Here is a 25134-nt window from a genome sequence, read left to right as displayed (position 1 = left end):
CCTGTTAACTGACATAAGCAATTGCCGGAGCAAGAAAAAACATCTTTACCTCATTCACAAGGAGTCAAAATGCACGTTGCGTTTAAACAAGTAGATGTATTTACTTCGGCCGCGTTTAACGGCAATCCCCTGGCCGTCATCATGGATGCACAAGGTCTGGACGACAGCCAGATGGCGGCCATCGCACGCTGGACTAACTTATCTGAAACGACCTTTGTCCTGCCGCCGCAGGATAATCAGGCCGACTACCGCGTGCGTATCTTCACCGTAGAGGGCGAACTGCCCTTTGCCGGCCATCCGACACTCGGTACCGCTCATGCTTTACTGGAAGCGGGCTTCCAGACAAAAACGCCGGGGGTAATAATTCAGGAATGCGGCGTGGGCAACGTGAAGATAAAAATTGCCGACGACAGCACGCTGGCCTTTGCCGCGCCAAAAGCCACCTTAACACCGTTTCATGATGCGCTTATCAGCGCGGCGCTCAACAGCCATGCGCTCGATACCGCGCAGGATGCCGTGGTGGTCGATATGGGCATCCGCTGGCTGCTGATCCCGATGATCAGTGCCGATGCGGTCCTGGCAATTAAGCCTGATATTGCGGATTTACAGCGGCTTGTCCATCACGCCAACGTCACTGGCATTATGCCATTCGGCCCACTGCCCGCAGGAGAAGCGGAACAGTACGAGGTTCGCGGCCTGATAATTGAGCATGGAAGCCTGACCGAAGATCCGATCACCGGCAGCGCCAATGCCTGTCTGGCACGTTACTTCGCCGCTCAGGGCAAAACGCAGGATTATCGCGTCCGTCAGGGTACTCAGGTAAACCGACAGGGACGCGTGACGGTGGAATATCAGGGCGATACGATCTGGATCGGGGGGAAAACCGTGACGGTGATAGAGGGCACCATCAGGCGCTAACCCGGAAGCTGGCACAAGGGCGGCAAAGCCGCCCTAAAATTACAGCGCCTGACCACCCGATGCTTCGATACGCTGCGCAGTGATCCAGCTGGTTTCCTCACTGAGGATGGCGCAAACGGCATCGCCGATATCGTCTGGCAGGCCCACCCGGCCCAGGGCGGTTAATGCGGCGATAGTGTCATTGACCGTTTTATCATCGCGCACGCGCCCGCCGCCAAAGTCGGTCTCAATGGCACCCGGCGCCAGGATGTTAACGCGAATGCGCCGCTCGCCCAGTTCTTTAGCCTGATAGCGCGTCAGCACTTCCATCGCGCCCTTCATTGAGGCATAGGTTCCGGAACCGGGGTACGTCAGGCGGGTTAATCCGCTGGAGATATTCAGAATGCGCCCGCCGTCTGCTATCGCAGGCAATAGCGTCTGAGTCAGGAAGTAAGGCCCCTTGAAATGCACATTCATCAGCGCATCAAATTCAGCCTCGGTGGTCTCAATAAAAGGTTTATAGTGCCCATGGCCGGCATTGTTCACTAAATAATCAAACGTCTCACGCTGCCAGTGCTGTTGCAGTGCATTTTTCACTTCAGACATGAAACGATCAAACTGGCTCAGGTCGCCGACATCCAGCTGGAGCGCCACTGCGCGGCCGCCTGCGCTTTCAATTTCCCTTACCACGTCCTGCGCTTCATGTTGATGACTACGGTAGGTCAGAATGATATCCCTGCCCTTAGTCGCCAGTTTTACCGCTGCATTCCGGCCTAAACCGCGATTAGCGCCCGTGATCAAGACGATTTTACGATTCATGTTGATTTCCTGTTGCAAAATTGAACACAGGTTGAGGATATTCTTTAATAATTGTTCTATAAACGCTTAAGAACGAGCAGCACTGTTCCACTTACAACAACAATCGGCAGGCCATATGGATAAAATTCATGCAATGCAGGTTTTCGTCAGAGTTGCAGAGATGGGCAGTTTTACGGCAGCAGCAGAAAGTCTTGGGCTGCCAAAAGGAAGCGTCTCGCGACAAATTCAGGCGCTGGAAAATCAGATGGGAACGCGTCTTTTGCACCGCACCACTCGTCGGGTGCAACTTACCCAGGATGGCTTAGTTTATTACGACCGCTGTCTGGATTTGCTGTCGATGATTAGTGATATGGATAGCCTGTTCCAGCACGATCCCGCCACTTTAAGCGGTAAGCTACGGGTGGATATGTCCGCCGCGATGGCGACCGATCTGATCCTGCCCCGCCTGCCAGAATTTTTGCAGCATTATCCCGGCGTTGAAATCGAGCTCAGCAGCAACGATCGCCAGGTTGACGTTATCCGCGAAGGGTTTGACTGCGTGATCCGCGTTGGCGAGCTGAAGGATTCGGGCCTCATCGCCCGCCGTATCGGCACCCACACCTTAATTAACTGCGCTAGCCCTGGCTATCTTTCACGTTTTGGCCGGCCGATTCGGCTTGAAGAGCTGTCGCAGCATGCCATGGTGCATTACAGTCAGCAGCTCGGCCAGCCTGCCCAGGGCTTTGAGTTTTTCGATGGCAAGCAGTGCCACTATGTGCACACCGGCGGCGTTGTCACCGTCAACAGCACCGAAACCTATCGCGCGGCATGCCTCGCGGGGCTGGGCATTATCCAGGTGCCGACCGTGGGGATTCACAAATATCTGGAAAGCGGTGAGTTGGTGGAGGTGCTGCATGCCTTCCCGGCAAAACCGATGCCGATTCATTTACTTTATCCCCATCGCCGTAACGTCGCCCGTCGCGTTCGGGTATTTATGGAGTGGTTAAGTCAGGTGCTTCAGGAGTATGTCACCTGAGAGGCTATAATGTGTTTTTTACGTTTAACAGGAAGTGAATGTCTATGACAGACGAACAGGACAACGCAAAAGACGCACAGTCACCCAAACCACTGATTGATATCAAAACAGGCAACAAGTCTGTCGATCGTTCGATCGTGCGGGTTTCACGTTTTGCCACCTGGTTTCAGGCCATACCCGCCGTTGCCCATTTTATTCGTGCGCTTGACCGGTTTAACGATCGTCTCGGTAGCCAGTTTGGCGCAGCCATTACCTATTTTTCATTTTTATCATTAATTCCAATTTTAATGGTGTCCTTTGCCGCCGTGGGTTTTGTGCTGGCATCGAATCAGGATCTGCTGACCGATATCATCAACAAAATCGTCAGCAGCATCAGCGATCCCTCACTGGCAACGACCTTGAAAAATACCGTCAACACGGCCATTCAACAGCGCGCGACCGTGGGGATTACGGGTCTGCTGTTGGCGCTATATTCGGGCCTGAACTGGATGGGCAACCTGCGGGAAGCGATTCGCGCTCAGTCGCGTGACGTCTGGGAACGCCAGCCTGACGATAAAGAGAAAATCTGGAAACGCTATATTCGCGACTTCTTATCGCTGACAGGATTGATGCTGGCTCTGGTTATTACCCTGTCGTTAACCTCTGTCGCAGGCTCTGCCCAGGCGATGATCGTGAGCGCGTTAGGTCTTGATGGCATCGAATGGTTACGTCCTGCGCTGACAATTATCGCCACCTCGATTTCCGTAATGGCAAACTATTTGTTGTTCCTGTGGATTTTCTGGATTTTGCCTCGCCATAAGCCCCGTAAGAAGGCGCTGCTGCGCGGTACGCTGCTGGCGGCAGTGGGTTTCGAAATCATCAAGTTTGTCATGACGCTGACCTTACCAAAACTGGCCACCTCGCCCTCAGGTGCCGCATTTGGGTCGGTATTGGGATTAATGGCCTTCTTTTATTTCTTTGCTCGTCTGACGCTGTTTTGCGCCGCATGGATTGCCACCGCGAAATACAAAGACGATCCGCGTATGCCGGAAAAAGGCGCGCTAACCACTCACAAATGACAATACTGCGTTAAACCAGCGTAAAATATCCCCCTCGGGTTATTTATTCATCAACTTACAGGATGAATAACTGAGGGGTCACTTTTCTTCAGCGCTTTCTTAGAGTATCTCGCCATATTTGCGTCACTTAACGCTGCCATTCTCCGGCATTTAACACATCACAAAAATTTTCCACTTTTGCCGGCGCAACGTCGCTAACCACGCGGCTTTCCGCCATTGAATGCCGTTATACAGGTGCGTAAGATTCCCTATCTGTCATTAAAAATAAGAAACATTTATGCAAGCCTCCATCTCAGAATCGCTCGATCAGCAAAACGATCCCACGCCAGTAAACTCACGAAGTAAAGTGGTTATCGCCTCGCTGGTTGGCACCGCTATCGAATTCTTCGATTTCTATATTTATGCCACCGCAGCCGTCATCGTTTTCCCTCATATCTTCTTTCCTCAGGGTGATGCGACCGTCGCGACATTGCAGTCGCTGGCCACCTTTGCGATTGCGTTCATCGCCCGTCCCATCGGCTCTGCCCTGTTTGGTCACTTTGGCGATCGCGTAGGCCGTAAAGCCACCTTGGTTGCCTCACTGCTGACGATGGGGATCTCGACCGTGGTTATCGGTTTATTGCCCAGCTACCAGAGCATTGGCGTTCTGGCTCCGCTGCTGTTGGCGCTGGCGCGTTTTGGTCAGGGGTTGGGTCTGGGCGGTGAGTGGGGCGGCGCAGCCCTGCTGGCGACGGAAAATGCACCAGCCAAAAAGCGGGCGCTGTACGGCTCCTTCCCGCAGCTGGGCGCACCTATTGGCTTTTTCTTTGCCAATGGCACCTTTTTACTGCTCTCCTGGCTGCTGACCGATGAACAATTTATGCAATGGGGCTGGCGCGTCCCTTTTGTTCTGTCTGCCGTACTGGTCTTGATTGGTCTGTACGTACGCGTATCGCTGCATGAAAGCCCGGTATTCGCCAAAGTACAGAAAGAGAAGAAACAGGTACGTGTGCCGATTGCCTCGCTCCTGAGCAAACATCTGACGGCAACGATACTTGGCACCTTTATCATGCTTGCCACCTATACGCTGTTTTATATCATGACCGTTTACTCAATGAGTTACGGCACCGCCGCCGCGCCAGCCGGACTGGGGATATCCCGTAACAGTATGCTGTGGATGCTGATGATGGCGGTGATTGGATTTGGCGTGATGGTGCCGATTGCGGGCCTGCTTGCTGACCGCTTTGGTCGCCGTAAAACCATGATCGTCATTACGCTGATGATTATTGGCTTTTCATTCCTGTTTCCGGCCATGCTGGGATCCGGCTCTCAGGCGCTGGTGATGGCGTTCCTGCTGCTGGGCTTGAGCATTATGGGGCTGACGTTTGGCCCGATGGGTGCGCTGCTGCCTGAGCTGTTCCCGACGGAAGTGCGTTATACCGGCGCATCCTTCTCCTATAATCTGTCGTCGATTTTAGGTGCGTCGGTTGCGCCCTATATTGCGACCTGGCTGAACGCGCACTATGGCCTATATGCTGTCGGATTGTACCTGGCTTCTATGGCTTTTCTGACGCTGATTGCACTGATTGCCTGCAAAGAAACCCGGCATCAAACGCTGTATGAAGTGTGATACCCGATAACGTTAAAGACACTCAACCCGGCTCAGGCCGGGTTTTTTATCGTTTCCGATCACGCTATTTCGCTTTAAGCCAGGCCATAAAATCGTCGATAAAGACACGGGTTTTTAGTGGTAACAGACGGTTGGGTAAGGTAATGGCGTAAGTGGTCATTGAGAGCGTATTTTCAATCCGCCAGTCTGGTAACACGCGGCGTAACTGCCCGTTGAGCAAATAACCATTTGCAATAAAGGTGGGGATTAACGCAATACCCACACCCTGCAATATCGCATCGATCATGGCATCACTGTTATTTATCATCAGCCGGGGCGTAAGTGTAACGCTCTCCATCGTGTCGTTTAACCAGAAACGCCATTCACCGCGAAACTGTGCGTCGTCAGGGAAGAAAATATTATGCTGTTTGAGGTCGCCCGGCATATCAGGCAGCCTTTGATCGTAGTGCTCTGCACATACTAAAACATAGTCAACAGGCATTAATGCCCGCGCTACCATATTGATGGGTGGTGTATCCGTGACGCGTAATGCCAGGTCGTACGACTCATGCGTGAGGTTAATCAGATGGTCAGTGAGATTGAGCTCAATATTGATTTCAGCATAGCGTCGCAGAAAACCAGGCAGGAACGGCGTCAGTAAAATCTTCCCAAGCGTTGTCGGCGCAGTAATACGCAGTAACCCCTTAGGGACATCGCTGTAACTGTCTGCCTGAGAAAACAGGGATTTAGTTGCGGCGATAACTGATAAAGCCTGGTGATATATTTCCTGTCCGGCCTCGGTCACAGCGAGCGCGCGCGTCGAGCGGGTAAAGAGTAAAACATTTAGCCTTTTTTCCAACCTGTCTATCATACGACTCACTGAAGACGGCGTCATGGATAGCGCTCTGGCAGCTGAGGAAAAGCTACCACTTTCAACCACCTGAACAAACAAAACCAATCCAGGCAAGACTTCCGTTAATTCATTTATGTTCTTCACGCACAGCTCTTTTGCATCTCAACTATCTAGCCAAGCTAGCACTGAACAGTATGATGTTCAACAGAGGTTTACATCCGTGAAACCTTATTATTCTTAATACTTTAATTACAGGCTAGCTATGTTTGAACATGCAGTAATCAAACGCATTGAACAACATGACGTATTAAATGTTGGTGTGAGTTTAGGTTTTAAAGGCCTTTCGCAGCGCGATCCCTTCAACAACAGCTGGAATGGATTTGATATTGATTTGGCACGCGCTGTGGCTATCAGCGTGCTGGGAGACGGCGGCAAAATCCATTTTATACCTTTGCAATCGGCTGATCGCTTCCAGGCCCTACGTGATGGCGTCATCGATCTTGGCACCTTTAACGCTAGCGTGACCTTTCAGCGCGAAGCGGAGTACGGCATTAATTTCCTACATCCGATGTTGTTTGATGGGGAAGTGCTGATGACTCCGCGCAGTAACCTCACTGAAGAAACGCCACAAGCCAGGTTCACTCGTCAGCGTCGTATTGCTGCGATGCGTGGCTCAACAACTGAAGAGAACCTCACTCGCTATTTTGATGAACTTAACCTGCCCTGTGAGATTCTGCTATTTGACTCTCCGCAGCAAGCGAGGCAAGCCTACGAATCAGGAGAATGTGACATCTACTGTCTGGATGGTTATCTGCTAGCGGGTGAACATCACCAGTTAAAAGACAGCAGCCAACATCTTATCCTGGACGATCGCATTTCACTTGAGGCAATGGCACCCGCCGTTAGCGCCAGTGATTCACAGTGGTATATTGCGACAAAATGGGTTATGCGCGCACTGATTGAAGCTGAGAATCTGGGTATTACCCAAAAAAACATTTTAGAAAAAAGTGATAATCCTGAGGGTTATTTAAAAACGTTTCTCTATCCCGATGTGAATTTGTGTTCGCAACTCGGTCTACAACCTGATTTTATTAGAGAGATAATACGTAAAATTGGCAACTATGGTGAGATTTTTGAGCGTAATCTGGGTAAAAACTCAGAATTAAAACAACAGCGCCGCGACAATAAACCTTGGGCGGAAGGCGGAATGCTCTGGTCACCTCTTTTTATTTGATTTCTTAAATTCAAATGGCATGGAAACATTATGACTGATTTACTGACCTTAGAACCTACGCAAACAATATTAACGGGTTCAAAAAAAACAAACTTTGGCTATCTGGAATCAACAGATGGCGTTATTAACTTCTCCATTGTTAAAAACATTATTCTTAACGGCCATCATCATGGCAATGTTTTATATGTTATTCGTAATTACGCATCAAAAGCCGTGTGCGAAAAACTTGCAAAAAACTTTGATTACAGGGTCACCCAAAGTGGAGGGAATCGCGCTGACGATGGCTTTGTTTTAACCAATCAGATCGGTGCAACGCAGTTTTCGCGTAATGGTGAACAATATATTCATGAGGTCAATCGTGTGAATCAAAGCGTCGCCGACCTGATGAAAGCAACCACCGCAGAAGATAGTGAATCACTTTTCCTCAACCTGACGCTGGAAAAAGAATTTTTAGAACGAGGTATTCATTTTGGTCCGGCACGATTCAAAAACGGCTATGCCTGTTTTGCAACCTTTCGTCGCTGGCTTGATAACGGTGTGATGTCACTTATGCCACATGAAGATATGGCACAGGTTGACTTTGCAAAAGAAGACGGCTTTGAGATTGCGAATACTCAAACTGTAACAGCCTATAATGTTTGTCTGGAAGCTGCGCAGGGTGGTGGCCAACTTAAAATCTGGAATCTCATTCCCGACCAGGTGTGCCGTGAAACACTTGGCGTAACACGAACAGGTTATCCTTATCCACCCCATCTGTTAAATGAAACCGAATCCCTTTCTGTTCAGCTCAATGCTGGCGATCTTTACTTTATGAATGCTTGTCACTTACATGGCGTAAGCAGTGTAAGTGAAGGAAGCCGACTCACTGCTGGACGATTTATTGGAAAACTGAATGACCGTAAGGTGGTTTACTGGACATAGCTTATGGAATGTATTTAAAACTATCCTTTTAATGCAGAGATAAATAAACGATGGAATATGCAACGCATCTCTCCAGGCAAGGCTATGCCTTTATTCCCGGTGATTATTATCGTTCAATTGAAGCCATGCAGTTTTCGAATAAAGAAGATTTCTTAGATGAGCTGGAAGAATTAAAAAAAGGCTATGAGAATTTACTTCTTGATCCTTATTCGCCAGGAAACCGCTGGCGCGGTTATGCTCAATGCAAAAAAAATGAAAAGGGCGAATTAACCTTTGGAAAATTCAACCCTTATAAACAAACAAAAGCCTTTAATCCTGATACTGGTGATACTATTCGCGATTATCCGCTATTGCCTGAAGCGATCACCCGCAATCGTCTGTTTCAAACGCTGTTGCACGATGATTTATCGTTAGTAGACGCTTATGAAAGCATTGGCCCTGTCGACAGCCTGACCATTGGCATTCATTTTTTTCGTTATCAGGCCACGGAAAATGAGCCTGCTTATAGCTCGCCCGTCTGGCTGCATAAAGACGATGAAGACGTGGTGTTTGTGCATATGATTAATGCCTCACCGAATATGCTGGGCGGAGACAGTCTGATTGCCAGCCATCCTCGCAGCATTGATCGCGTGCTGCGTCTGGAACAGCTTTTTGACACCTTAGTGGTTAATCACGACAAACTTCATGCCGTCACTCCCGTTGGCGCACGTGAAAACAGTGGCCCTGCTCAACGCGACATCATTCTGATCACGTTTCAGAAAAACGAGGAGAAGACAGCATGTCCGGTCTGAAGCTTAAAGCCATTATCACGGGGGCATCCAGCGGAATTGGCCGCGCGCTGGTCAAGGCTTTCCTGGACAAAGGTTATCAGGTTGAGGGTATCGATCGTTCATCATCGGAATTTAACGATACGTCAGCCTATCGCCATCATCAGCTGGACGTGACTGACTCAGTCAGCCTGGCTGCACTTTTCGAAACTCTGGAGTACGGCGAGGCTAATAACGTTCTGATTAACTGTGCCGGTACGCGTGAAATTTGCAGTATCGCGGATTTAACGCTGGCGCAGTGGGAATCCGTTTTTGCCCTTAACGTGACAGCCAGTTTTATAGCAGGTCGTGCTTTTTGCCAACAGTTGGTAAACCAGAACTGCCCCGGAAATATGGTTAATTTGGCCTCCGTTTCAGGATTGATGGGCGAGCCTGATCGAACGGCTTATGTCTCATCGAAACATGCCGTCATTGGACTGACGAAACAACTGGCACTCGAATACGGCAAACACGGTATTCGTGTCAATGCGATTGCGCCCGGCGTTATTCGTACGCCACTGACGGAGTCTTATTACCACGATGACTCGCAGCTTGAAAAAATTAAGCGTGGCCAGTTTTTACCGGTACTGGGTGAGACAGGTGACGTTGCCGAAGCGGCACTTTATCTGACCGCCCCGGAGAATCGTTTTGTCACAGGTTCAACACTGGTCATCGATGGTGGCTGGACGCTGGGAAAAGATCTTTAACTTTCTTGGGTCAGATAAACGGCCCAACCTCTTTGCAGGAGAAGCAACATGGATAAGCGTTATATATTAATTTTAGGCGGCGAGTTTTCCCTTCGTGAACGTGTATTAGCCGGTGCACTGCGCGCAGCAGGCGGAATGCAGGTGCTCACCATGGCAAAAAATCGTACCAATGCCGCAATCAAATTTTTTGACGGCTATTTGTCAGGTGATGTCGCCGATGAAAACGCCGTATTGGATGCAGTAAAAGCCCATGAAGCCTCAACCGGCTGCAAACCCGCCGCCGCCATTCCTATGAATGATTTCACTGTCCGCGCCGCCAGTCTGGTGGCTGAACATTATCAGCTTCACGGTAATAGTCGTCAGACTATTCATAATTGCCGTGACAAGTTTGTCATGAAGCAACTGCTGGAGAAGGCCGGATTACCGGTGCCACGTTTTGCCGCATTCAGTACGCTGGAAGAACTCAGACACCATATTCGTGATATTGGGCTGCCTGTCGTTATTAAGCCCCGTGAAATGGCAGGTAGTCTTGGTGTTCTGAAGATTACCCGTGAAGAGGAGATTGAACCGAGCTTTGCCAGAAGTGTGGCTGACGTCATCTCACTTAACGGTGAATCCTATGCTCCCGAAGACCTGTTCCAGGTGGAAGAGTACATTCCCTCCCTTCAGGAAGTCAGCGTCGAGGTAATAAATCAAGGTGACTACCACAAAGCTATTGCGGTAACGGATAAATACCTGGGCGAGGAACCTCATTTTGTTGAAGTGGGGCATAGTGTCCCTTCCGTTCATGCCAGTAACGCACAGTTGCGGGATATCGCGGAGCGCGCCTGTCATGCCCTGGGCATTCATTATGGCGTGGCGCATTTTGAAGCGCGAATTACCCCTGCCGGAGAGATCAAAATCATTGAAGTGGGTGCCCGCACCGGCGGCGACACGATTATGGATCTGGTTGAACGGAGCTATGGCATTAATCCTTATGAGCTGCATGTAGCAAGCCATTTAAACGCCCTTAAACCTCTTGCAGAACCTTTAGTGCCGAAAGGCCTGAGTGCGGTGGCCTTTATAAAAGCGCCTGTCGGTACAATTGAGAAAGTGACACTTCCTGCCAGCCTTCCTGATCACATTGTGAATATGCAGATCACCGCAAAACCGCTGGATACATCGAAGAAGCTCGAGTCCTGGAAAACACGTGAGGGATCGGTAGAGTTTTTTTGGCCCAGCCGGAAACCGGAAACCGGTTTTAATGAGCATCTACGCACAGCGGATGACCTGGCGACGACGCTCTTTACCTTACGCCAGGCGTAATTATTTTTGAGCCGCTGCAAAGCGGCTTTCAAGCAGGAGTACCCTTATGTCTGCTGAAAAATTCGGTTTAAAGCGCTTCGTTTTTTCCCGTTTTGTCGGCGCGTTGTGCGATCAGTTCTTACTGTTTGCTGTTCCTCTGGCTATTCTCAAGGCGACAGGGTCGCTTACGCTTTCATCCCTGGCCTTTGTCATTGAATGGCTGCCACGCATTATTTTCTTCCCGTTATCAGGATTTATGGCTGACCGCATCAAGCCCCGTTTCATCTTTTTCAATGTCGATGCTCTTCGTGCCTTACTGATGGGGGCCGTCTTCGCCCTTCTTTACTGGTATCCGGGGTCAACTTTTCCGGCCCTGGCCGCGATGATGGCTTTGTTGTCTGTAGCCTATGTACTCAACTTTGTGGCCACGGATGCCCTCTTGCCTCGTCATTTGTCCAGTGAAGCCTTGCCGAAAGCCCACTCCATGCTCCAGGGCGTCGATCAAATCACTATGGTATTGGGGCCTGCTATCGCGGTTGCGATTTCTTCGTGGGGCGGCATCGACAGCATTTTGATCGTCGCAGCTGTTCTGTTTGCCATTTCGGCTATTAATTATCTTTTTTTGGAAACACACGATCTAGAGGTGACGGAAAAGCTAGGGTTTCATACCTTACTGGCATCTAACCGAACGGCATTGCACGTGCTCAAGAAAAACAAAATACTGCTGCATCTTTGCGCCCTGACCTGGGTCGTGAATCTGGTTTACGGCGCGGCACTGGTCGTGAGCGCAGCGGTCATTTTAAAAGAGTTCAACCTGTCCGATCGCTACTTTGGCGCCTTGCAGACAACAGCAGCTCTCGTCACTATCGTGGCATTCTTCTTTGTTCCCAGGTTTGCCAGCCGCTTTGGTTTGTCCACGTTGGGAACATTTTCGTTTTGCGCCATGATTCTTGCGGGTGCCATAATGTCGCTGTCCGTTGATTACGCAATGTATCTGGCAGGCTATGCTGTGCTGATGGCTTTTGACGGTGCATTCAGTGTTTATTTGCGCACGTTGAGAAGCCAGGTCATTCCTAAAGAACATTTAGGGAAAACCATGGGAATTATTGGCTTGATGAACATGTGTTCAGTACCGGCGAGTGGGGCTGTGGTATCGCTGCTGTCCGGGCATTTTATGCCGCTGCAAATCATTAGCATTATTCTGGTTGCCGCATTAGTGTTTGGCTTGCTTTTGATTTTCTTCGGGCGCCGTGTCTTTGGCTATAAAAGTTTATTACCCCCAGTGATCGTGTCAGAGCCATCCTGTTAACTTTTTTCATACCTGAATTTTCATAACAAGCCGCAGGCTTAATACATAAAAAGGGCGCAGCCAGATGGCTGCGCCCTTTTTGCATGTGCTGTTTTGCTGAAAACAGTGGCGGTGCGGCTTAGCCCGCAACCGCGATGCGTTTCATATCCGTCATGTAGCCACGCAGTTTGCGACCTACCTGCTCGATAGGATGCTGACGAACGGCCTCGTTAACGTCGCGCAGCTGTGCGTTATCCACCTGAGTGCCTTCAATGGCTTTGCCCAGATCGCCCGGCTGCAGCGTGGTCATGAACTCTTTCAGCAGTGGAACGGCCGCGAAGGAGAACAGGTAGTTACCGTACTCAGCGGTATCAGAAATCACCACGTTCATTTCGTACAGGCGCTTACGGGCAATGGTGTTGGCAATCAGCGGCAGCTCATGCAGCGATTCGTAGTAAGCCGACTCTTCGATGATGCCTGCATCAACCATTGTTTCAAATGCCAGCTCAACGCCCGCTTTGACCATCGCAACCATGACAACGCCTTTATCGTAGTACTCCTGCTCTTCGATTTTGCCATCGAACTGAGGTGCGGTTTCGAACGCGGTTTTACCGGTCTCTTCGCGCCAGGTCAGCAGTTTCTTATCGTCGTTAGCCCAGTCGGCCATCATGCCCGCAGAGAAATCGCCGGAAATGATGTCATCCATGTGCTTCTGGAACAGAGGGGCCATGATGCCTTTCAGCTGCTCAGACAGCGCGTAAGCACGCAGTTTGGCCGGATTCGACAGGCGATCCATCATCAGCGTAATGCCACCAAACTTCAGGGATTCGGTGATGGTTTCCCAGCCAAACTGAATCAGTTTTTCGGTGTATGCCGCATCGTGACCTTCTGCCACCAGCTTGTCGAAGCACAGCAGAGAACCGGCCTGCAGCATGCCGCATAGAATGGTCTGCTCACCCATCAGGTCAGATTTCACTTCGGCAACGAAAGAGGATTCCAGCACGCCCGCGCGGTCGCCACCGGTAGCAGAAGCCCAGGCTTTGGCGATCGCCATGCCTTCACCTTTTGGATCGTTTTCCGGGTGAACCGCGATCAGCGTCGGAACACCGAAACCACGCTTGTATTCTTCACGCACTTCGGTGCCGGGGCACTTCGGCGCAACCATGACAACAGTGATGTCTTTACGAATGGTTTCGCCCACTTCAACAATGTTGAAACCATGTGAATAGCCCAGCGCGGCACCGTCTTTCATCAGTGGCTGTACAGCCTGAACAACGGCGGAGTGCTGTTTGTCCGGCGTCAGGTTGACCACCAGGTCCGCCTGTGGAATCAGTTCTTCGTAAGTGCCAACTTTAAAACCATTTTCTGTCGCTTTACGGAATGAGGCACGTTTTTCAGCAATCGCTTCTGCACGCAGCGTATAGGACACATCCAGACCCGAATCACGCATGTTCAGGCCCTGATTCAGACCCTGAGCACCACAGCCCACAATCACAATCTTTTTGCCTTTCAGGAAGCTGGCGCCATCCGCGAATTCGTCACGCCCCATAAAACGACATTTGCCCAGTTGCGCTAACTGGTTGCGCAGATTCAGTGTATTGAAGTAATTAGCCATGGGTACTCCGGTTAAATTTTGTGTTTGCTTTTGTCTGATGACGGCATAAGGTTCAGCGCCGCGAATGACCCCATCATATGACAGGATTTCTGTTGCTTAAATTGATATATTAACAACGTTACATTGCAATAATTGCAATGCCGTCCTGAGGTGGACCCCCTATGGATTTACGCGATCTCAAATTGTTTTTGCATCTGGCAGAAAGCTGCCATTTTGGCCGCACCGCACGCGCCATGCACGTCAGCCCTTCCACGCTGTCGCGCCAGATCCAACGCCTGGAAGAGGATGTGGGCCACGCCTTATTTCTGCGCGATAACCGCACCGTGGCGCTCACCGAAGCGGGCGAAAGACTTAAGCTGTTTGCCCAACAAACCTTACTGCAGTATCAACAATTGCGCCATGCTATGGATCTCAATGGTCCTTCACTTAGTGGTGAACTGCGCCTGTTTTGCTCGGTGACCGCCGCGTACAGCCATCTGCCCCCTATTCTGGATCGCTTTCGCGCCGAGCATCCTCAGGTCGAAATCAAACTCACCACCGGCGATGCGGCGGATGCGATTGAAACGGTGCAGTCGGGCAATGCAGACCTGGCTATCGCGGGCCGGCCTGAGTCGCTACCGGCCAGCATCGACTTCACCACGCTGGGGCTGCTGCCGCTGGGGCTGATTGCGCCTGCGCTGCCCTGCCCGGTACGCAGTCAGGCAACGGAAGAGGCACCTGACTGGGCGCAGATTCCGTTTATTTTGCCCGAGCAGGGGCCGGTTCGTCGGGCCATTGAGCTGTGGTTTCGTCGTCACCGCATTGTTAACCCGTTGATTTACGCCACGGTTGCGGGCCATGAAGCGATCGTTTCCATGGTGGCGCTTGGCTGTGGCATTGCCCTGTTGCCGGATGTGGTGCTGGAAAACAGCCCTGAGCCGGTACGTAACCGGGTGTTACCGCTGGAGAACGTGGAGTCCGTTGCACCGCTGGAGCTGGGGGTTTGCGTACAAAAAAAGCGGCTCGGGGAGCCGCTTATCAGTGCGTTCTGGCATCAGTTGTAGTTACTGACCGGCCAGGAAAAAGCGGAACGCCGGGTTATGAGTTTCGTCGTGGAAATCATAGCCCAGGTCGGTAAGGTGCTCTTCAAAACGTGGCTCATCGCTGCCGAGCTCAAACGCCGTGAGCACCCGACCATAATCCGTGCCGTGGCTGCGGTAATGGAACAACGAGATATTCCAGTGCGTGCCCAGCGTTTGCAGAAACTTGAGCAACGCACCGGGCGCTTCCGGGAATTCAAAGCTAAACAAACGCTCACGCAGCGGCTTGGAAGGCCGTCCGCCCACCATGTAACGCACATGCAGCTTCGCCATCTCATCGTCAGACAGATCCACCACCTGATAGCCGTTTTCCGTTAACTGACTAATGATCTCTGCTCGCTCTTCCATCCCGCGCGTCAGGCGCACCCCCACAAAGATGCAGGCTTTGTCGGTGTCGGCATAGCGATAGTTGAATTCGGTAATCGAGCGACCACCCAGCGTCTGGCAGAACTTCAGGAAACTGCCCTGCTGTTCCGCTATGGTGACGGCCAGAAGCGCTTCACGTTGTTCACCCAGCTCGCAGCGTTCAGAAACGTAGCGCAAGCCATGGAAGTTAACGTTAGCACCCGACAACACGTGCGCCAGGCGCTCGCCTTTGATGTCATGCTGCTGAACATATTTTTTCATGCCTGCCAGCGCCAGCGCCCCTGAAGGCTCCGACACGGCGCGCACATCTTCAAACAGATCTTTCATGGCCGCGCAGATCGCATCGCTGTCCACGGTGACGATATCGTCGAGAAATTCCTGACACAGGCGGAAGGTTTCATTACCGATGCGTTTCACCGCCACACCTTCGGCAAATAATCCCACGCGCGGTAAATCTACCGGCTCACCGGCGTCCAGCGCTGCCTTCAGGCAGGCTGAATCCTCTGACTCTACGGCAATCACTTTGATTTGCGGCATCAGCTGTTTGATCAGGACGGCCACACCGGCAGCCAGACCACCGCCGCCCACCGGGACAAAGACCCGATCGAGATGGGCGTCCTGCTGCAGCAGTTCCATCGCCAGCGTACCCTGTCCGGCAATAACCGCCGGATGGTCAAACGGTGGGACAAAGGTGTAACCCTGCTGCGTCGCTAACTCGATAGCTTTAGCTTTTGCCTCATCAAAGTTGGCACCAAACAGAAAGGCTTCTCCGCCAAATGCACGCACGGCATCCACCTTAATGTCGGCAGTAGCAAGCGGCATCACGATCAGCGACTTGATGCCCAGCTTCGTGGCGGATAAGGCAACGCCCTGAGCATGGTTACCCGCAGACGCGGTGACGACGCCGCGTGCTTTCTGCTCTTCGTTAAGTCCGGCAATCATCGCGTAAGCACCGCGCAGTTTAAAACTGTGCACCGGCTGGCGATCTTCTCGCTTGACCAGAATGGTATTGCCCAGTCGCGCAGAGATTTTTTCCATCTTCTGCAGCGGGGTAACCTGTGCCACTTCGTATACCGGTGAACGCAATACAGCGCGCAAATACTCGGCGCCGCAGGGCGCCTCGGGTAGCGGTTGAGCCTCAGCCATTTTAGCCTCCCAGCTTACTCTTATCGCGCACGGCACCTTTGTCGGCACTGGTGGCAAGCGATGCATAGGCGCGCAGGGCAAACGACACTTCGCGCTGACGGTTCATCGGCGTGTAAGCGGCATCGCCACGTGCTTCCTGCTCTTCACGGCGCGCGTGCAGTTCATTATCCGGCACGGCCAGCTTGATGCCGCGGTTAGGAATATCAATTTCAATGATATCGCCGTCTTTAACCAGCGCGATGGTGCCGCCATTGGCTGCCTCGGGTGAGGCATGACCAATGGAAAGGCCAGAGGTACCGCCAGAGAAGCGACCGTCAGTGATCAGGGCACAGCTCTTACCCAGCCCCATCGATTTCAGGTAGGTGGTGGGATACAGCATTTCCTGCATGCCCGGTCCGCCTTTTGGCCCTTCGTAGCGAATCACAACCACGTCACCTGCCACCACTTTGCCACCGAGGATGGCTTCTACTGCGTCATCCTGGCTTTCATACACCTTGGCCGGGCCGCTGAAGGTCAGAATCTCTTTATCGACGCCCGCCGTTTTCACGATACAGCCATCTTCGGCGATGTTGCCGTACAGCACGGCCAGACCGCCATCCTGAGAATAGGCGTTTTCGCGCGTACGGATACAGCCTTCAGTACGGTCATCATCCAGCGTGTCCCAACGGCAATTCTGTGAGAACGCCTGGGTGGTGCGAATACCGGCCGGGCCCGCGCGGAACATGTCCTTCACGGCCTGGTCCTGGGTCAGCATGATGTCGTACTGATCGATCGTTTCACGCATGCTTTGCTGCAGGATGTTGCGTGCGCTGGTGTCAATAAGTCCGGCACGATCCAACTCGCCGAGAATACCGATCACGCCACCGGCGCGGTGCACATCTTCCATATGGTATTTGGGGGTACTGGGTGCGACTTTGCACAGCTGAGGCACTTTGCGCGACAGGCGATCGATATCAGAGATATTGAAGTCGATCTCGCCTTCCTGCGCGGCAGCCAGCAAGTGCAGCACGGTATTCGTTGAGCCGCCCATGGCGATATCCAGCGTCATGGCATTTTCAAACGCTGCCTTAGTGGCAATGTTACGCGGCAGCATGTTGGCATCGTCCTGCTCGTAATAGCGTTTGGTCAGGCTCACGATGCGCTTACCGGCGTTGATAAACAGTTCTTTACGGTCGGCGTGTGTGGCCAGCAGGGAACCGTTACCCGGTTGCGACAGGCCCAGCGCTTCAGTCAGGCAGTTCATGGAGTTTGCAGTGAACATGCCTGAACAGGAGCCGCAGGTCGGACAGGCGGAGCGTTCAATCTGCTCGCTGTCGGCATCGCTGACGTTCGGGTTAGCGCCCTGGATCATGGCATCCACCAGATCCAGCTTGATGATCTGATCGGAGAGCTTGGTTTTACCGGCTTCCATCGGGCCGCCGGACACAAAGATAACCGGAATGTTAAGGCGCAGTGACGCCATCAACATGCCGGGGGTGATTTTGTCGCAGTTAGAGATGCAGACCATGGCATCGGCACAGTGCGCATTCACCATGTACTCGACGGAGTCAGCAATCAGTTCCCGGGAAGGCAGAGAATACAGCATGCCGCCATGGCCCATGGCAATACCGTCATCCACCGCTATCGTGTTGAACTCTTTGGCCACGCCACCAGCCGCTTCGATTTGCTCGGCAACCAGCTTACCCAGATCACGCAGGTGAACGTGGCCCGGCACAAACTGGGTGAAGGAGTTCACGACGGCGATAATCGGTTTGCCGAAATCATCGTCGGTCATTCCTGTTGCGCGCCAGAGGGCACGGGCACCGGCCATGTTGCGGCCGTGGGTGGTGGTAGCGGAACGGTACTTAGGCATGCTCTTTACTCCAGTGAAAATAAGTTCGCGGACATCCAGCGACATCCGCGCAGGTCTGGTTATGCGTTAACCGGGTCCAGCCAGCCCCATTTGTCTTCAGTCTCGCCGGTGAACAGGCCGAAGAAGGCCTGCTGAACGCGTTTGGTGACGGGGCCGCATTTGCCTGCGCCAACCTGAATGCGGTCAACGCTACGCACTGGGGTAATTTCAGCTGCGGTGCCAGACATAAAGACTTCATCAGCCAGATAGAGCGACTCACGGGACAGCGTCTGTTCACGTACTTCGATGCCCATATCACGCGCCAGCGTAATAATGGCATCGCGGGTGATGCCCGGCAGTGCAGATGAAGTAAACGGCGGGGTAAACAGCACACCGTCTTTCACTTCAAACAGGTTTTCGCCTGCGCCTTCTGAGATCAGGCCATTGGTGTCCAGTGCAATGCCTTCCTGATAACCATGGCGGCGCGCTTCGCTGCCCACTAACAGTGAGGAAAGGTAGTTGCCGCCTGCTTTCGCCGCGGTTGGCAGCGTATTGGGCGCAACACGGTTCCATGAAGAAACCATCGCATCAATACCGTTTTCCAGCGCTTCAGCACCCAGATAAGCGCCCCACGGGAAGGCCGCAATGATCACGTCGGTCGTAAAGCCATCCGGCGGGTTCACGCCCAGTCCCACATCACCGACGAAAGCCAGCGGGCGGATATAGGCGCTTTTCAGGTTGTTGACGCGAATGACTTCACGGCAGGCTTCCATCAGTTCATCAACGCTGTGTTTGATTGGGAAACGGTAGATTTTGGCGGAATCGTGCAGGCGCTGCATGTGCTCACGGTGACGGAATACAACCGGCCCTTTATGGGAGTCATAGCAGCGAACGCCTTCAAATACCGATGTGCCGTAGTGCAAAGCGTGAGACATCACGCTGACTTTTGCCTCTTCCCACTTAACCATTTCGCCGTTGAACCAAATAAAGTCTGCTTTCTTCGTGCTCATTATTATTTCCTATAGCGACTACGCGCGTATTTGTTGTGATGTCTGTTGTTGAGTCTGGACGCAGGCGACATCCATCAGTTTTCTTAGCTGGGAAGACAGTAAATCGACAGAGCGCTGGCTGGCAACGGTCATTTCGATATTAATGTTTTCAGTGTTAGCCACGGTGGCCATGTTCATGGAACACACCTGAAAACCACGATGGCGTACCACACGTAAAATACGTTCCAATATTTCAGGTCGAAAGCGCGCTTCGATAGACAATTGATGCTGGTTCATACGGTTTTCTCCATCATGTTGGCGTTGCTGGCACCAGGCGGTACCAATGGCCAGACGTTTTCATGCTCATCGATTGAAACATGCAGGAAGTAAGGTCCTTCACTGCTCAGCAGAGCATCGAGTGCGGCGTCGACCTGATCTTTACGGGTGATTCGCTGGCCTGGGATATCAAACGCGCTGGCCAGCGTAAGGAAGTCGGGATTATCAGTCAGGATGGTTTCACTGTAGCGACCATCAAAAAACAGTTGCTGCCACTGGCGCACCATGCCTAAACGCTGGTTGTCCAGCAGCAGAATTTTTACAGGCAGCTTGCCACGCTTGATGGTGCCCAGCTCCTGAATGTTCATCATGATCGAGCCATCGCCCGAGACGCAGATAACCGTATCGTTGGGACGCGCAACCTGCGCACCGATCGCCGCGGGCAGCCCAAAGCCCATGGTGCCTAATCCGCTGGAGGTGATGAAATCTTCAGGCGCGTCACAGGAGATATGCTGGGCCGCCCACATCTGGTGCTGGCCGACGTCGGTCGTGATCACGGTGTTAGCAGGCTTGCGGTCGGACAGTTGTTTCAATAATAACGGCGCATAGATCGCTTCGCCGGGATGATCGTAGCGCCATGCATGCTGGGCTTTCAGGGCGGCGACTTCGTCACGCCATGTCTGAATCTGTAAAGGCTGGCTCAAGGCTGGCAGGACATGGTTAAGATCGCCCTGCAGTGAAACATGCGCACGGCGCAACTTGTTCAGTTCTGCGGGATCAACATCCAGATGAATCACGCTGGCCAGCGGGGCAAACGTATCCAGTTTACCGGTGACGCGGTCGTCAAAACGCGCGCCAACGGCAATCAACAGGTCACAGGACTGCACGGCAAGGTTTGCGGCCTTAGTACCATGCATGCCCAGCATGCCCAGATAGCCTTCGCTGTGGGCGTCAACACTTCCCAGGCCTTTCAGCGTGGCGACAGCAGGGATGCCGGTCTCCTGCATCAGCGCGCGCAGCGCCGGCACGGCCTGCGCCATCCCTACACCGCCGCCCACATAGAATATCGGCTTTTTAGCCTGAGCCATCATGGCGCGCGCTTCAACAATGGCCTGGTGCGGCATCGACATCACTTCTTCGACCGGCATCAACTGCGGCGAAGGCTCGCCTTTTGCCATCTGGATATCTTTCGGGATATCCACTAATACAGGACCGGGGCGGCCTGACTGGGCAATAGCGAAGGCTTCGGCCATGACGGAAGGCAACTCGTCCAGAGACTCAACCATAAAGCTGTGTTTCGTGCAGGCTAATGACAGGCCAAGAACATCGATTTCCTGGAATGCATCCGTGCCGATGAACGCAGAGGCGACCTGCCCGGTTAAGGCGACGACCGGAACAGAGTCCATCATGGCGTCGGCAAGACCGGTGATCAGATTCGTCGCGCCGGGGCCAGAGGTTGCGATGCAAACGCCGGTTTTGCCGGTTGAACGGGCATAGCCGATTGCGGCCATTACCGCGCCCTGCTCATGACGGCACAACAGGTGTTCTACGCCGCCGTCGTATAGCGCATCGTATACTGGCATGATCGCGCCACCAGGATAGCCAAATACGATATCAACGCCCTGTGCGCGTAAAGCCTGAACTACCCATTGTGCACCTGTCATCGCTATTCTCCTGTATTCCGAGGGGAACAACAGAATTTTATGCTACTGTTCATTGTTTGTTCCTTGCAGATTTACTAAGTTTTTGCCAGGTCAAAAAAAAACCCCCGGACCTTTCGGTGCGGGGGGTTTTTTAGAGTTCTGGCTTGATTTTTAAGCCTTTCTTGCTCCAAGCGTTGCCCCGCACAGTGGGTTAATAATCACCACCACGCTAATCACGACAAGGCTAATCACTAGTAGAAGGGCTTTCATAACGTATTCGATTCTTTAACTCGTTCGAAGTAATGCCTACAGAGTTATCATAGTTACCTCTCTAATTACAATATTTTTTATCAGGTTTTTTAATCACGCAGGTTTACCGTATTCATTATCGAATTGTTATTAAAAGATTATTTTATCATCCGGGGTTCCGGACAAAAAAAGGCCGCTCATTGCATTTTGACGATTTCACAGTCTGCTTCTGCAAAATGTGAAACCCGATGTATGGCAGATAAAAAGTTTGCGGGGCGACATACATTTCCTTGTTCTGGGCTTCGCTACACCTGAATTCCGCGTACAGAATGGCCGCATTTGGGGGCCGCTATGTCATTGTCAAAGGTGCTGACACGGGCAGCCATCGGTGTTGAAGCGCCGCTGGTGACGATTGAAGTGCATATCAGTAACGGATTGCCCGCCCTCACGTTGGTAGGGTTGCCTGAAACGACCGTGAAAGAGGCGCGTGAACGCGTACGCAGTGCCATTATCAACAGCGGTTTTGACTTCCCTGCCCGACGTATCACCATCAACTTAGGCCCGGCAGATTTACCCAAAGAAGGCGGCCGCTATGATTTGCCTATGGCTATCGCCATTCTGGTGGCCTCTGAGCAGCTTCCTGCGGACAGGCTCAACCACTACGAGTTTCTGGGTGAGCTGGCGCTTAACGGTGGCCTGTGTGGCGTTAAAGGCGCCATTCCGGCGGCACTGGCTGCGACAGGAGCCGGCCGGCAGCTGGTGCTCTCTGCTGAAAACCAGCCTGATGTGGGATTGATACGTCAGGGCGCGACTTTAGTCGCCGCACATTTGATCGAGATTTGTGCCTTTTTGCACGGTAAGTGTGAGTTAGCGACCGCAACCGCTCATGTTAAAGATGATGACGGCATTACCGAAGATCTTCGCGATATTGTGGGTCAGGAGCAGGGACGGCGTGCCCTGGAGATTACCGCTGCAGGTGGACATAATCTGTTGCTGATCGGTCCGCCGGGAACCGGTAAGACCATGCTCGCCACACGCTTACCCGGTATCATGCCGCCGTTAAGCGATCAGGAAGCCCTGGAGTGCGCCGCCATCGCCAGCCTGAGCCAGACATCTCCATTACATCTGCGATGGCGTAAGCGGCCTTTTAGAGCCCCTCATCACAGCGCTTCACTGTATGCCCTTATCGGGGGCGGTGCGTTACCACGACCCGGAGAAATCTCGCTGGCACATAACGGCGTGCTGTTTCTGGACGAACTGCCTGAGTTTCAGCGCAGCGTGCTGGACGCGTTACGTGAACCCATTGAGTCCGGCGAAGTGGCCATTTCGCGGGCCAGGGCCAACGTCGTTTATCCCGCACGCTTTCAGTTAATCGCAGCAATGAATCCCAGCCCAACCGGACACTATCAGGGACAACATAACCGTACGTCGCCACAGCAGGTTTTACGCTATCTCAGTAAACTTTCTGGTCCTTTCCTGGATCGCTTTGATCTGTCACTGGAAGTTCCGCTGCTTCCTGCGGGAATGCTGAGTCAGCAACGGCAGGCAGGGGAAAGCTCTGCAGAAGTGCGTGAGCGCGTTTTTGCCGCGCGTCAGGTACAGATGGCGCGCTCAGGGAAGATTAATGCGCAGTTGGCTAATTCAGATGTACTACAGTGGTGTCAGATTTCGCCGTCGGATGCACGGTGGCTTGAATCTGTTTTAAATCAGCTGGGCTTATCGGTGAGGGCGTGGCAACGTATCCTGAAAGTGGCGCGCACGGTGGCCGATTTAGCGGGGGAAGAGGTGATTGGACGTCATCATCTTCAGGAGGCCGTAAGCTATCGAAGCATTGACCGACTGATGATCTATTTGCACAAAAGCTTGCAGTAAAAAGGGGCTTTCACCCCTTCTCGTTAATCGTCGCTTTCGGTGTAGTCTTCAACGGTATCCATCTGTGGTTTACCGCCTGACAGCGTGTGAAAACGCTTAGGACGCTTAATACGTGTCATGTATTTGGACCATACACGTTCTGCTTCCGTTTGTGGCTCACGCACGCCACGACAAACCTCAATGAACAGACGCTCTTCTTCTGTCGCTGGCTCACGCTTGGCGAGGTCCAGCTCATTAAACGCTACGCCGTGACGTTCAAGTAGCTGTGCTTCTTTAATCGTAAAGTCACCATGTCGCGAAAAACCGCGTGGGTAATGTTTGTTGTCAAAGAAACGATTTTCCGTTGAGAAGCTTTCCGCCATGTTACACGCTCCTGTTTCTCTTATGGCCGTGCTATTTATGGCGCGGAGTATTAGATAGGCTTGACAGAGTGTAAAACAAAACATTTAAATCTATACGACAAACAAATTTTGGGAGAACGCTGTGGATACGGAATTACTGAAAACTTTCCTGGAAGTGAGCAGAACTCGTCATTTCGGGCGCGCTGCAGAAGCACTTTACTTAACGCAGTCTGCTGTCAGTTTTCGCATCCGCCAGTTAGAAAATCAGCTTGGTGTTAATCTTTTTACCCGACATCGTAACAATATCCGTCTGACCTCCGCAGGTGAACGGCTGCTGCCCTATGCGGAAAGCCTGATGAATACGTGGCTGATGGCCAAGAAAGAAGTGTCGCATACGCAGCAGCACCACGAGCTCTCCATTGGTGCCAGTGCCTCGTTATGGGAGGCGTATTTAACACCCTGGCTTCAGACGCTCTATGAGAACCGTGAGAGCCTCCATCTGGAAGCGCGTGTGGCACAACGCCATTTACTGGTTAAGCAGCTTCACGAACGTCAGCTGGATTTATTAATCACCACTGAAGCGCCGAAGATGGATGAGTTAACCAGTCAGCAGATCGGTCATATTTCACTGGCGCTGTTTCGCTCACGACAGACAGACAAGCGTGAAAAATATGATTATATAAAACTGGAATGGGGAGCCGACTTTCATCAGCATCAAAGCTATCTCTCTGGCGGTGACGATGTGCCCGTGTTAACAACCACATCCGCTCAGGTGACGCGTGAGTTGCTTCATACGACAGGTGCATGTGCGTTTCTACCTGATTTCTGGCAAAGCCTTTACAGCGATCTGATGGTAATGCCTGATACTTCTGTAGCCGTTCGCCCTCTTTATGCTGTGTGGTTACAAAACAGCGATCAGCAAACGTACATCCGTCAGCTGTTAAAGTTTCCTGTGGTACCTAATTAAAAACAGGGGGAAGTCAAAGAGGATTGGGCCAGTATCTGCTGGCTGGTTTTCTTTTTCACTTTTCTGCAGGCAAAAAAAAATCCTTCGCCGAAGCAAAGGATTTTTCTCTTTCTGGCAGGGGCGGAGGGACTCGAACCCCCAACACCCGGTTTTGGAGACCGGTGCTCTACCAATTGAACTACGCCCCTAAAAAGGGTGGCGGAACGGACGGGGCTCGAACCCGCGACCCCCTGCGTGACAGGCAGGTATTCTAACCAACTGAACTACCGCTCCACCGATTCTGTACTGAC

Annotated in this window: 23 protein-coding genes and 2 tRNA genes; 13 read left to right on the top strand and 12 right to left on the bottom strand. The window is 52.2% G+C overall.

Annotated features, from left to right (window positions below; genetic code table 11):
* The first annotated feature begins 69 nt into the window (after positions 1–69).
* Positions 70–918, top strand: coding sequence for a PhzF family phenazine biosynthesis protein (locus DFO57_RS19335; RefSeq protein WP_014594858.1), 849 nt, complete (start codon positions 70–72; stop codon positions 916–918).
* Between the two features lie 39 nt (positions 919–957).
* On the opposite strand, the gene DFO57_RS19330 is transcribed toward DFO57_RS19335, so the two are convergent.
* Entirely contained in the window at positions 958–1716 is a 759-nt protein-coding gene (locus DFO57_RS19330; RefSeq protein WP_042678003.1) for an SDR family NAD(P)-dependent oxidoreductase, read from the bottom strand.
* Positions 1717–1831: 115 nt separating this feature from the next.
* Here DFO57_RS19330 and DFO57_RS19325 point away from each other — a divergent pair, with 115 nt between their 5' ends.
* The 3 genes from DFO57_RS19325 to DFO57_RS19315 all read left to right on the top strand — a co-directional run bounded on the left by DFO57_RS19325 (position 1832) and on the right by DFO57_RS19315 (position 5398).
* On the top strand, positions 1832–2731 hold the full coding sequence (locus DFO57_RS19325) for a LysR family transcriptional regulator (protein ID WP_013027650.1): 900 nt from the start codon (positions 1832–1834) through the stop codon (positions 2729–2731).
* Positions 2732–2769: 38 nt separating this feature from the next.
* Positions 2770–3789 (top strand): inner membrane protein YhjD, encoded by a 1020-nt coding sequence (yhjD, locus tag DFO57_RS19320; RefSeq protein WP_014594860.1) that lies wholly within the window; start codon positions 2770–2772, stop codon positions 3787–3789.
* A 277-nt stretch (positions 3790–4066) separates the two neighbouring features.
* On the top strand, positions 4067–5398 hold the full coding sequence (locus tag DFO57_RS19315; protein ID WP_110015610.1) for an MFS transporter: 1332 nt from the start codon (positions 4067–4069) through the stop codon (positions 5396–5398).
* Positions 5399–5462: 64 nt separating this feature from the next.
* Here the strand turns inward: DFO57_RS19315 and DFO57_RS19310 are convergent, their stop codons facing one another.
* Positions 5463–6374, bottom strand: a complete 912-nt coding sequence (locus DFO57_RS19310; RefSeq protein ID WP_013027653.1) for a LysR family transcriptional regulator — start codon at positions 6372–6374, stop codon at positions 5463–5465.
* A gap of 118 nt (positions 6375–6492) precedes the next feature.
* Here DFO57_RS19310 and DFO57_RS19305 point away from each other — a divergent pair, with 118 nt between their 5' ends.
* The 6 genes from DFO57_RS19305 to DFO57_RS19280 are packed head-to-tail and all read left to right on the top strand — an operon-like array spanning position 6493 to position 12491.
* Positions 6493–7464, top strand: a complete 972-nt coding sequence (locus DFO57_RS19305; RefSeq protein WP_110015609.1) for an amino acid ABC transporter substrate-binding protein — start codon at positions 6493–6495, stop codon at positions 7462–7464.
* 30 nt (positions 7465–7494) lie between these two features.
* Entirely contained in the window at positions 7495–8385 is an 891-nt protein-coding gene (gene hilA, locus DFO57_RS19300) for an L-isoleucine 3(1)-dioxygenase (protein WP_105087925.1), read from the top strand.
* A gap of 50 nt (positions 8386–8435) precedes the next feature.
* Complete coding sequence (hilB, locus tag DFO57_RS19295) at positions 8436–9176, top strand: 3(1)-hydroxy-L-isoleucine 4-dioxygenase HilB (RefSeq protein ID WP_110015608.1); 741 nt, start codon at positions 8436–8438, stop codon at positions 9174–9176.
* Entirely contained in the window at positions 9164–9898 is a 735-nt protein-coding gene (locus DFO57_RS19290) for an SDR family NAD(P)-dependent oxidoreductase (protein ID WP_105087927.1), read from the top strand. Before hilB ends, DFO57_RS19290 begins: the two co-directional genes overlap by 13 nt.
* A 48-nt stretch (positions 9899–9946) precedes the next feature.
* Complete coding sequence (locus tag DFO57_RS19285; protein ID WP_028715909.1) at positions 9947–11203, top strand: acetyl-CoA carboxylase biotin carboxylase subunit family protein; 1257 nt, start codon at positions 9947–9949, stop codon at positions 11201–11203.
* Positions 11204–11249: 46 nt separating this feature from the next.
* Positions 11250–12491 (top strand): MFS transporter, encoded by a 1242-nt coding sequence (locus DFO57_RS19280; RefSeq protein ID WP_110015607.1) that lies wholly within the window; start codon positions 11250–11252, stop codon positions 12489–12491.
* A 118-nt stretch (positions 12492–12609) separates the two neighbouring features.
* On the opposite strand, the gene ilvC is transcribed toward DFO57_RS19280, so the two are convergent.
* Positions 12610–14085: a ketol-acid reductoisomerase gene (gene ilvC / locus DFO57_RS19275; protein WP_013027660.1), complete on the bottom strand. Its 1476-nt coding sequence runs from the start codon at positions 14083–14085 to the stop codon at positions 12610–12612.
* Positions 14086–14246: 161 nt separating this feature from the next.
* Between ilvC and ilvY the strand changes: the two genes are divergently transcribed.
* On the top strand, positions 14247–15128 hold the full coding sequence (ilvY, locus tag DFO57_RS19270; protein WP_110015606.1) for an HTH-type transcriptional activator IlvY: 882 nt from the start codon (positions 14247–14249) through the stop codon (positions 15126–15128).
* Here the strand turns inward: ilvY and ilvA are convergent, their stop codons facing one another.
* From ilvA to ilvL, 6 genes are all read right to left on the bottom strand, one after another.
* Positions 15129–16676, bottom strand: a complete 1548-nt coding sequence (ilvA, locus tag DFO57_RS19265; RefSeq protein ID WP_110015605.1) for a threonine ammonia-lyase, biosynthetic — start codon at positions 16674–16676, stop codon at positions 15129–15131.
* A gap of 1 nt (position 16677) precedes the next feature.
* Positions 16678–18528 (bottom strand): dihydroxy-acid dehydratase, encoded by a 1851-nt coding sequence (ilvD, locus tag DFO57_RS19260; RefSeq protein WP_110015604.1) that lies wholly within the window; start codon positions 18526–18528, stop codon positions 16678–16680.
* A 59-nt stretch (positions 18529–18587) separates the two neighbouring features.
* Positions 18588–19517 carry a branched-chain amino acid transaminase gene (locus DFO57_RS19255; protein WP_014604777.1) on the bottom strand — a complete coding sequence of 310 codons (930 nt, stop codon included), beginning with the start codon at positions 19515–19517 and terminating at the stop codon, positions 18588–18590.
* Between the two features lie 18 nt (positions 19518–19535).
* Positions 19536–19793 carry an acetolactate synthase 2 small subunit gene (ilvM, locus tag DFO57_RS19250; protein WP_013027665.1) on the bottom strand — a complete coding sequence of 86 codons (258 nt, stop codon included), beginning with the start codon at positions 19791–19793 and terminating at the stop codon, positions 19536–19538.
* The gene (gene ilvG / locus DFO57_RS19245) at positions 19790–21436 is read right to left on the bottom strand and encodes an acetolactate synthase 2 catalytic subunit (protein ID WP_014594867.1); all 1647 of its coding nucleotides are present in this window, start codon (positions 21434–21436) and stop codon (positions 19790–19792) included. Before ilvG ends, ilvM begins: the two co-directional genes overlap by 4 nt.
* 150 nt (positions 21437–21586) lie before the next feature.
* Positions 21587–21685, bottom strand: coding sequence for an ilv operon leader peptide (ilvL, locus tag DFO57_RS19240; protein WP_071785161.1), 99 nt, complete (start codon positions 21683–21685; stop codon positions 21587–21589).
* 330 nt (positions 21686–22015) lie between these two features.
* On the opposite strand from ilvL, the gene DFO57_RS19235 reads away from it, so the two are divergent.
* On the top strand, positions 22016–23536 hold the full coding sequence (locus DFO57_RS19235; protein WP_014604775.1) for a YifB family Mg chelatase-like AAA ATPase: 1521 nt from the start codon (positions 22016–22018) through the stop codon (positions 23534–23536).
* A gap of 23 nt (positions 23537–23559) precedes the next feature.
* Here DFO57_RS19235 and DFO57_RS19230 read toward each other — a convergent pair whose 3' ends face one another.
* The gene (locus DFO57_RS19230) at positions 23560–23898 is read right to left on the bottom strand and encodes a DUF413 domain-containing protein (RefSeq protein WP_006121163.1); all 339 of its coding nucleotides are present in this window, start codon (positions 23896–23898) and stop codon (positions 23560–23562) included.
* Positions 23899–24019: 121 nt separating this feature from the next.
* Between DFO57_RS19230 and hdfR the strand changes: the two genes are divergently transcribed.
* Positions 24020–24844 carry an HTH-type transcriptional regulator HdfR gene (gene hdfR, locus DFO57_RS19225; RefSeq protein WP_013027669.1) on the top strand — a complete coding sequence of 275 codons (825 nt, stop codon included), beginning with the start codon at positions 24020–24022 and terminating at the stop codon, positions 24842–24844.
* Between the two features lie 112 nt (positions 24845–24956).
* On the opposite strand, the gene DFO57_RS19220 is transcribed toward hdfR, so the two are convergent.
* A tRNA-Trp gene (locus DFO57_RS19220) sits at positions 24957–25032 on the bottom strand.
* Positions 25033–25040: 8 nt separating this feature from the next.
* Positions 25041–25117, bottom strand: a tRNA-Asp gene (locus tag DFO57_RS19215).
* Positions 25118–25134 lie beyond the last annotated feature (17 nt).

It is taken from the genome of Pantoea sp. AG702, from assembly GCF_003182295.1.
GTDB classification, from domain to species: domain Bacteria; phylum Pseudomonadota; class Gammaproteobacteria; order Enterobacterales; family Enterobacteriaceae; genus Pantoea; species Pantoea ananatis.
This window is presented reverse-complemented; position numbering and strand designations above follow the sequence as displayed.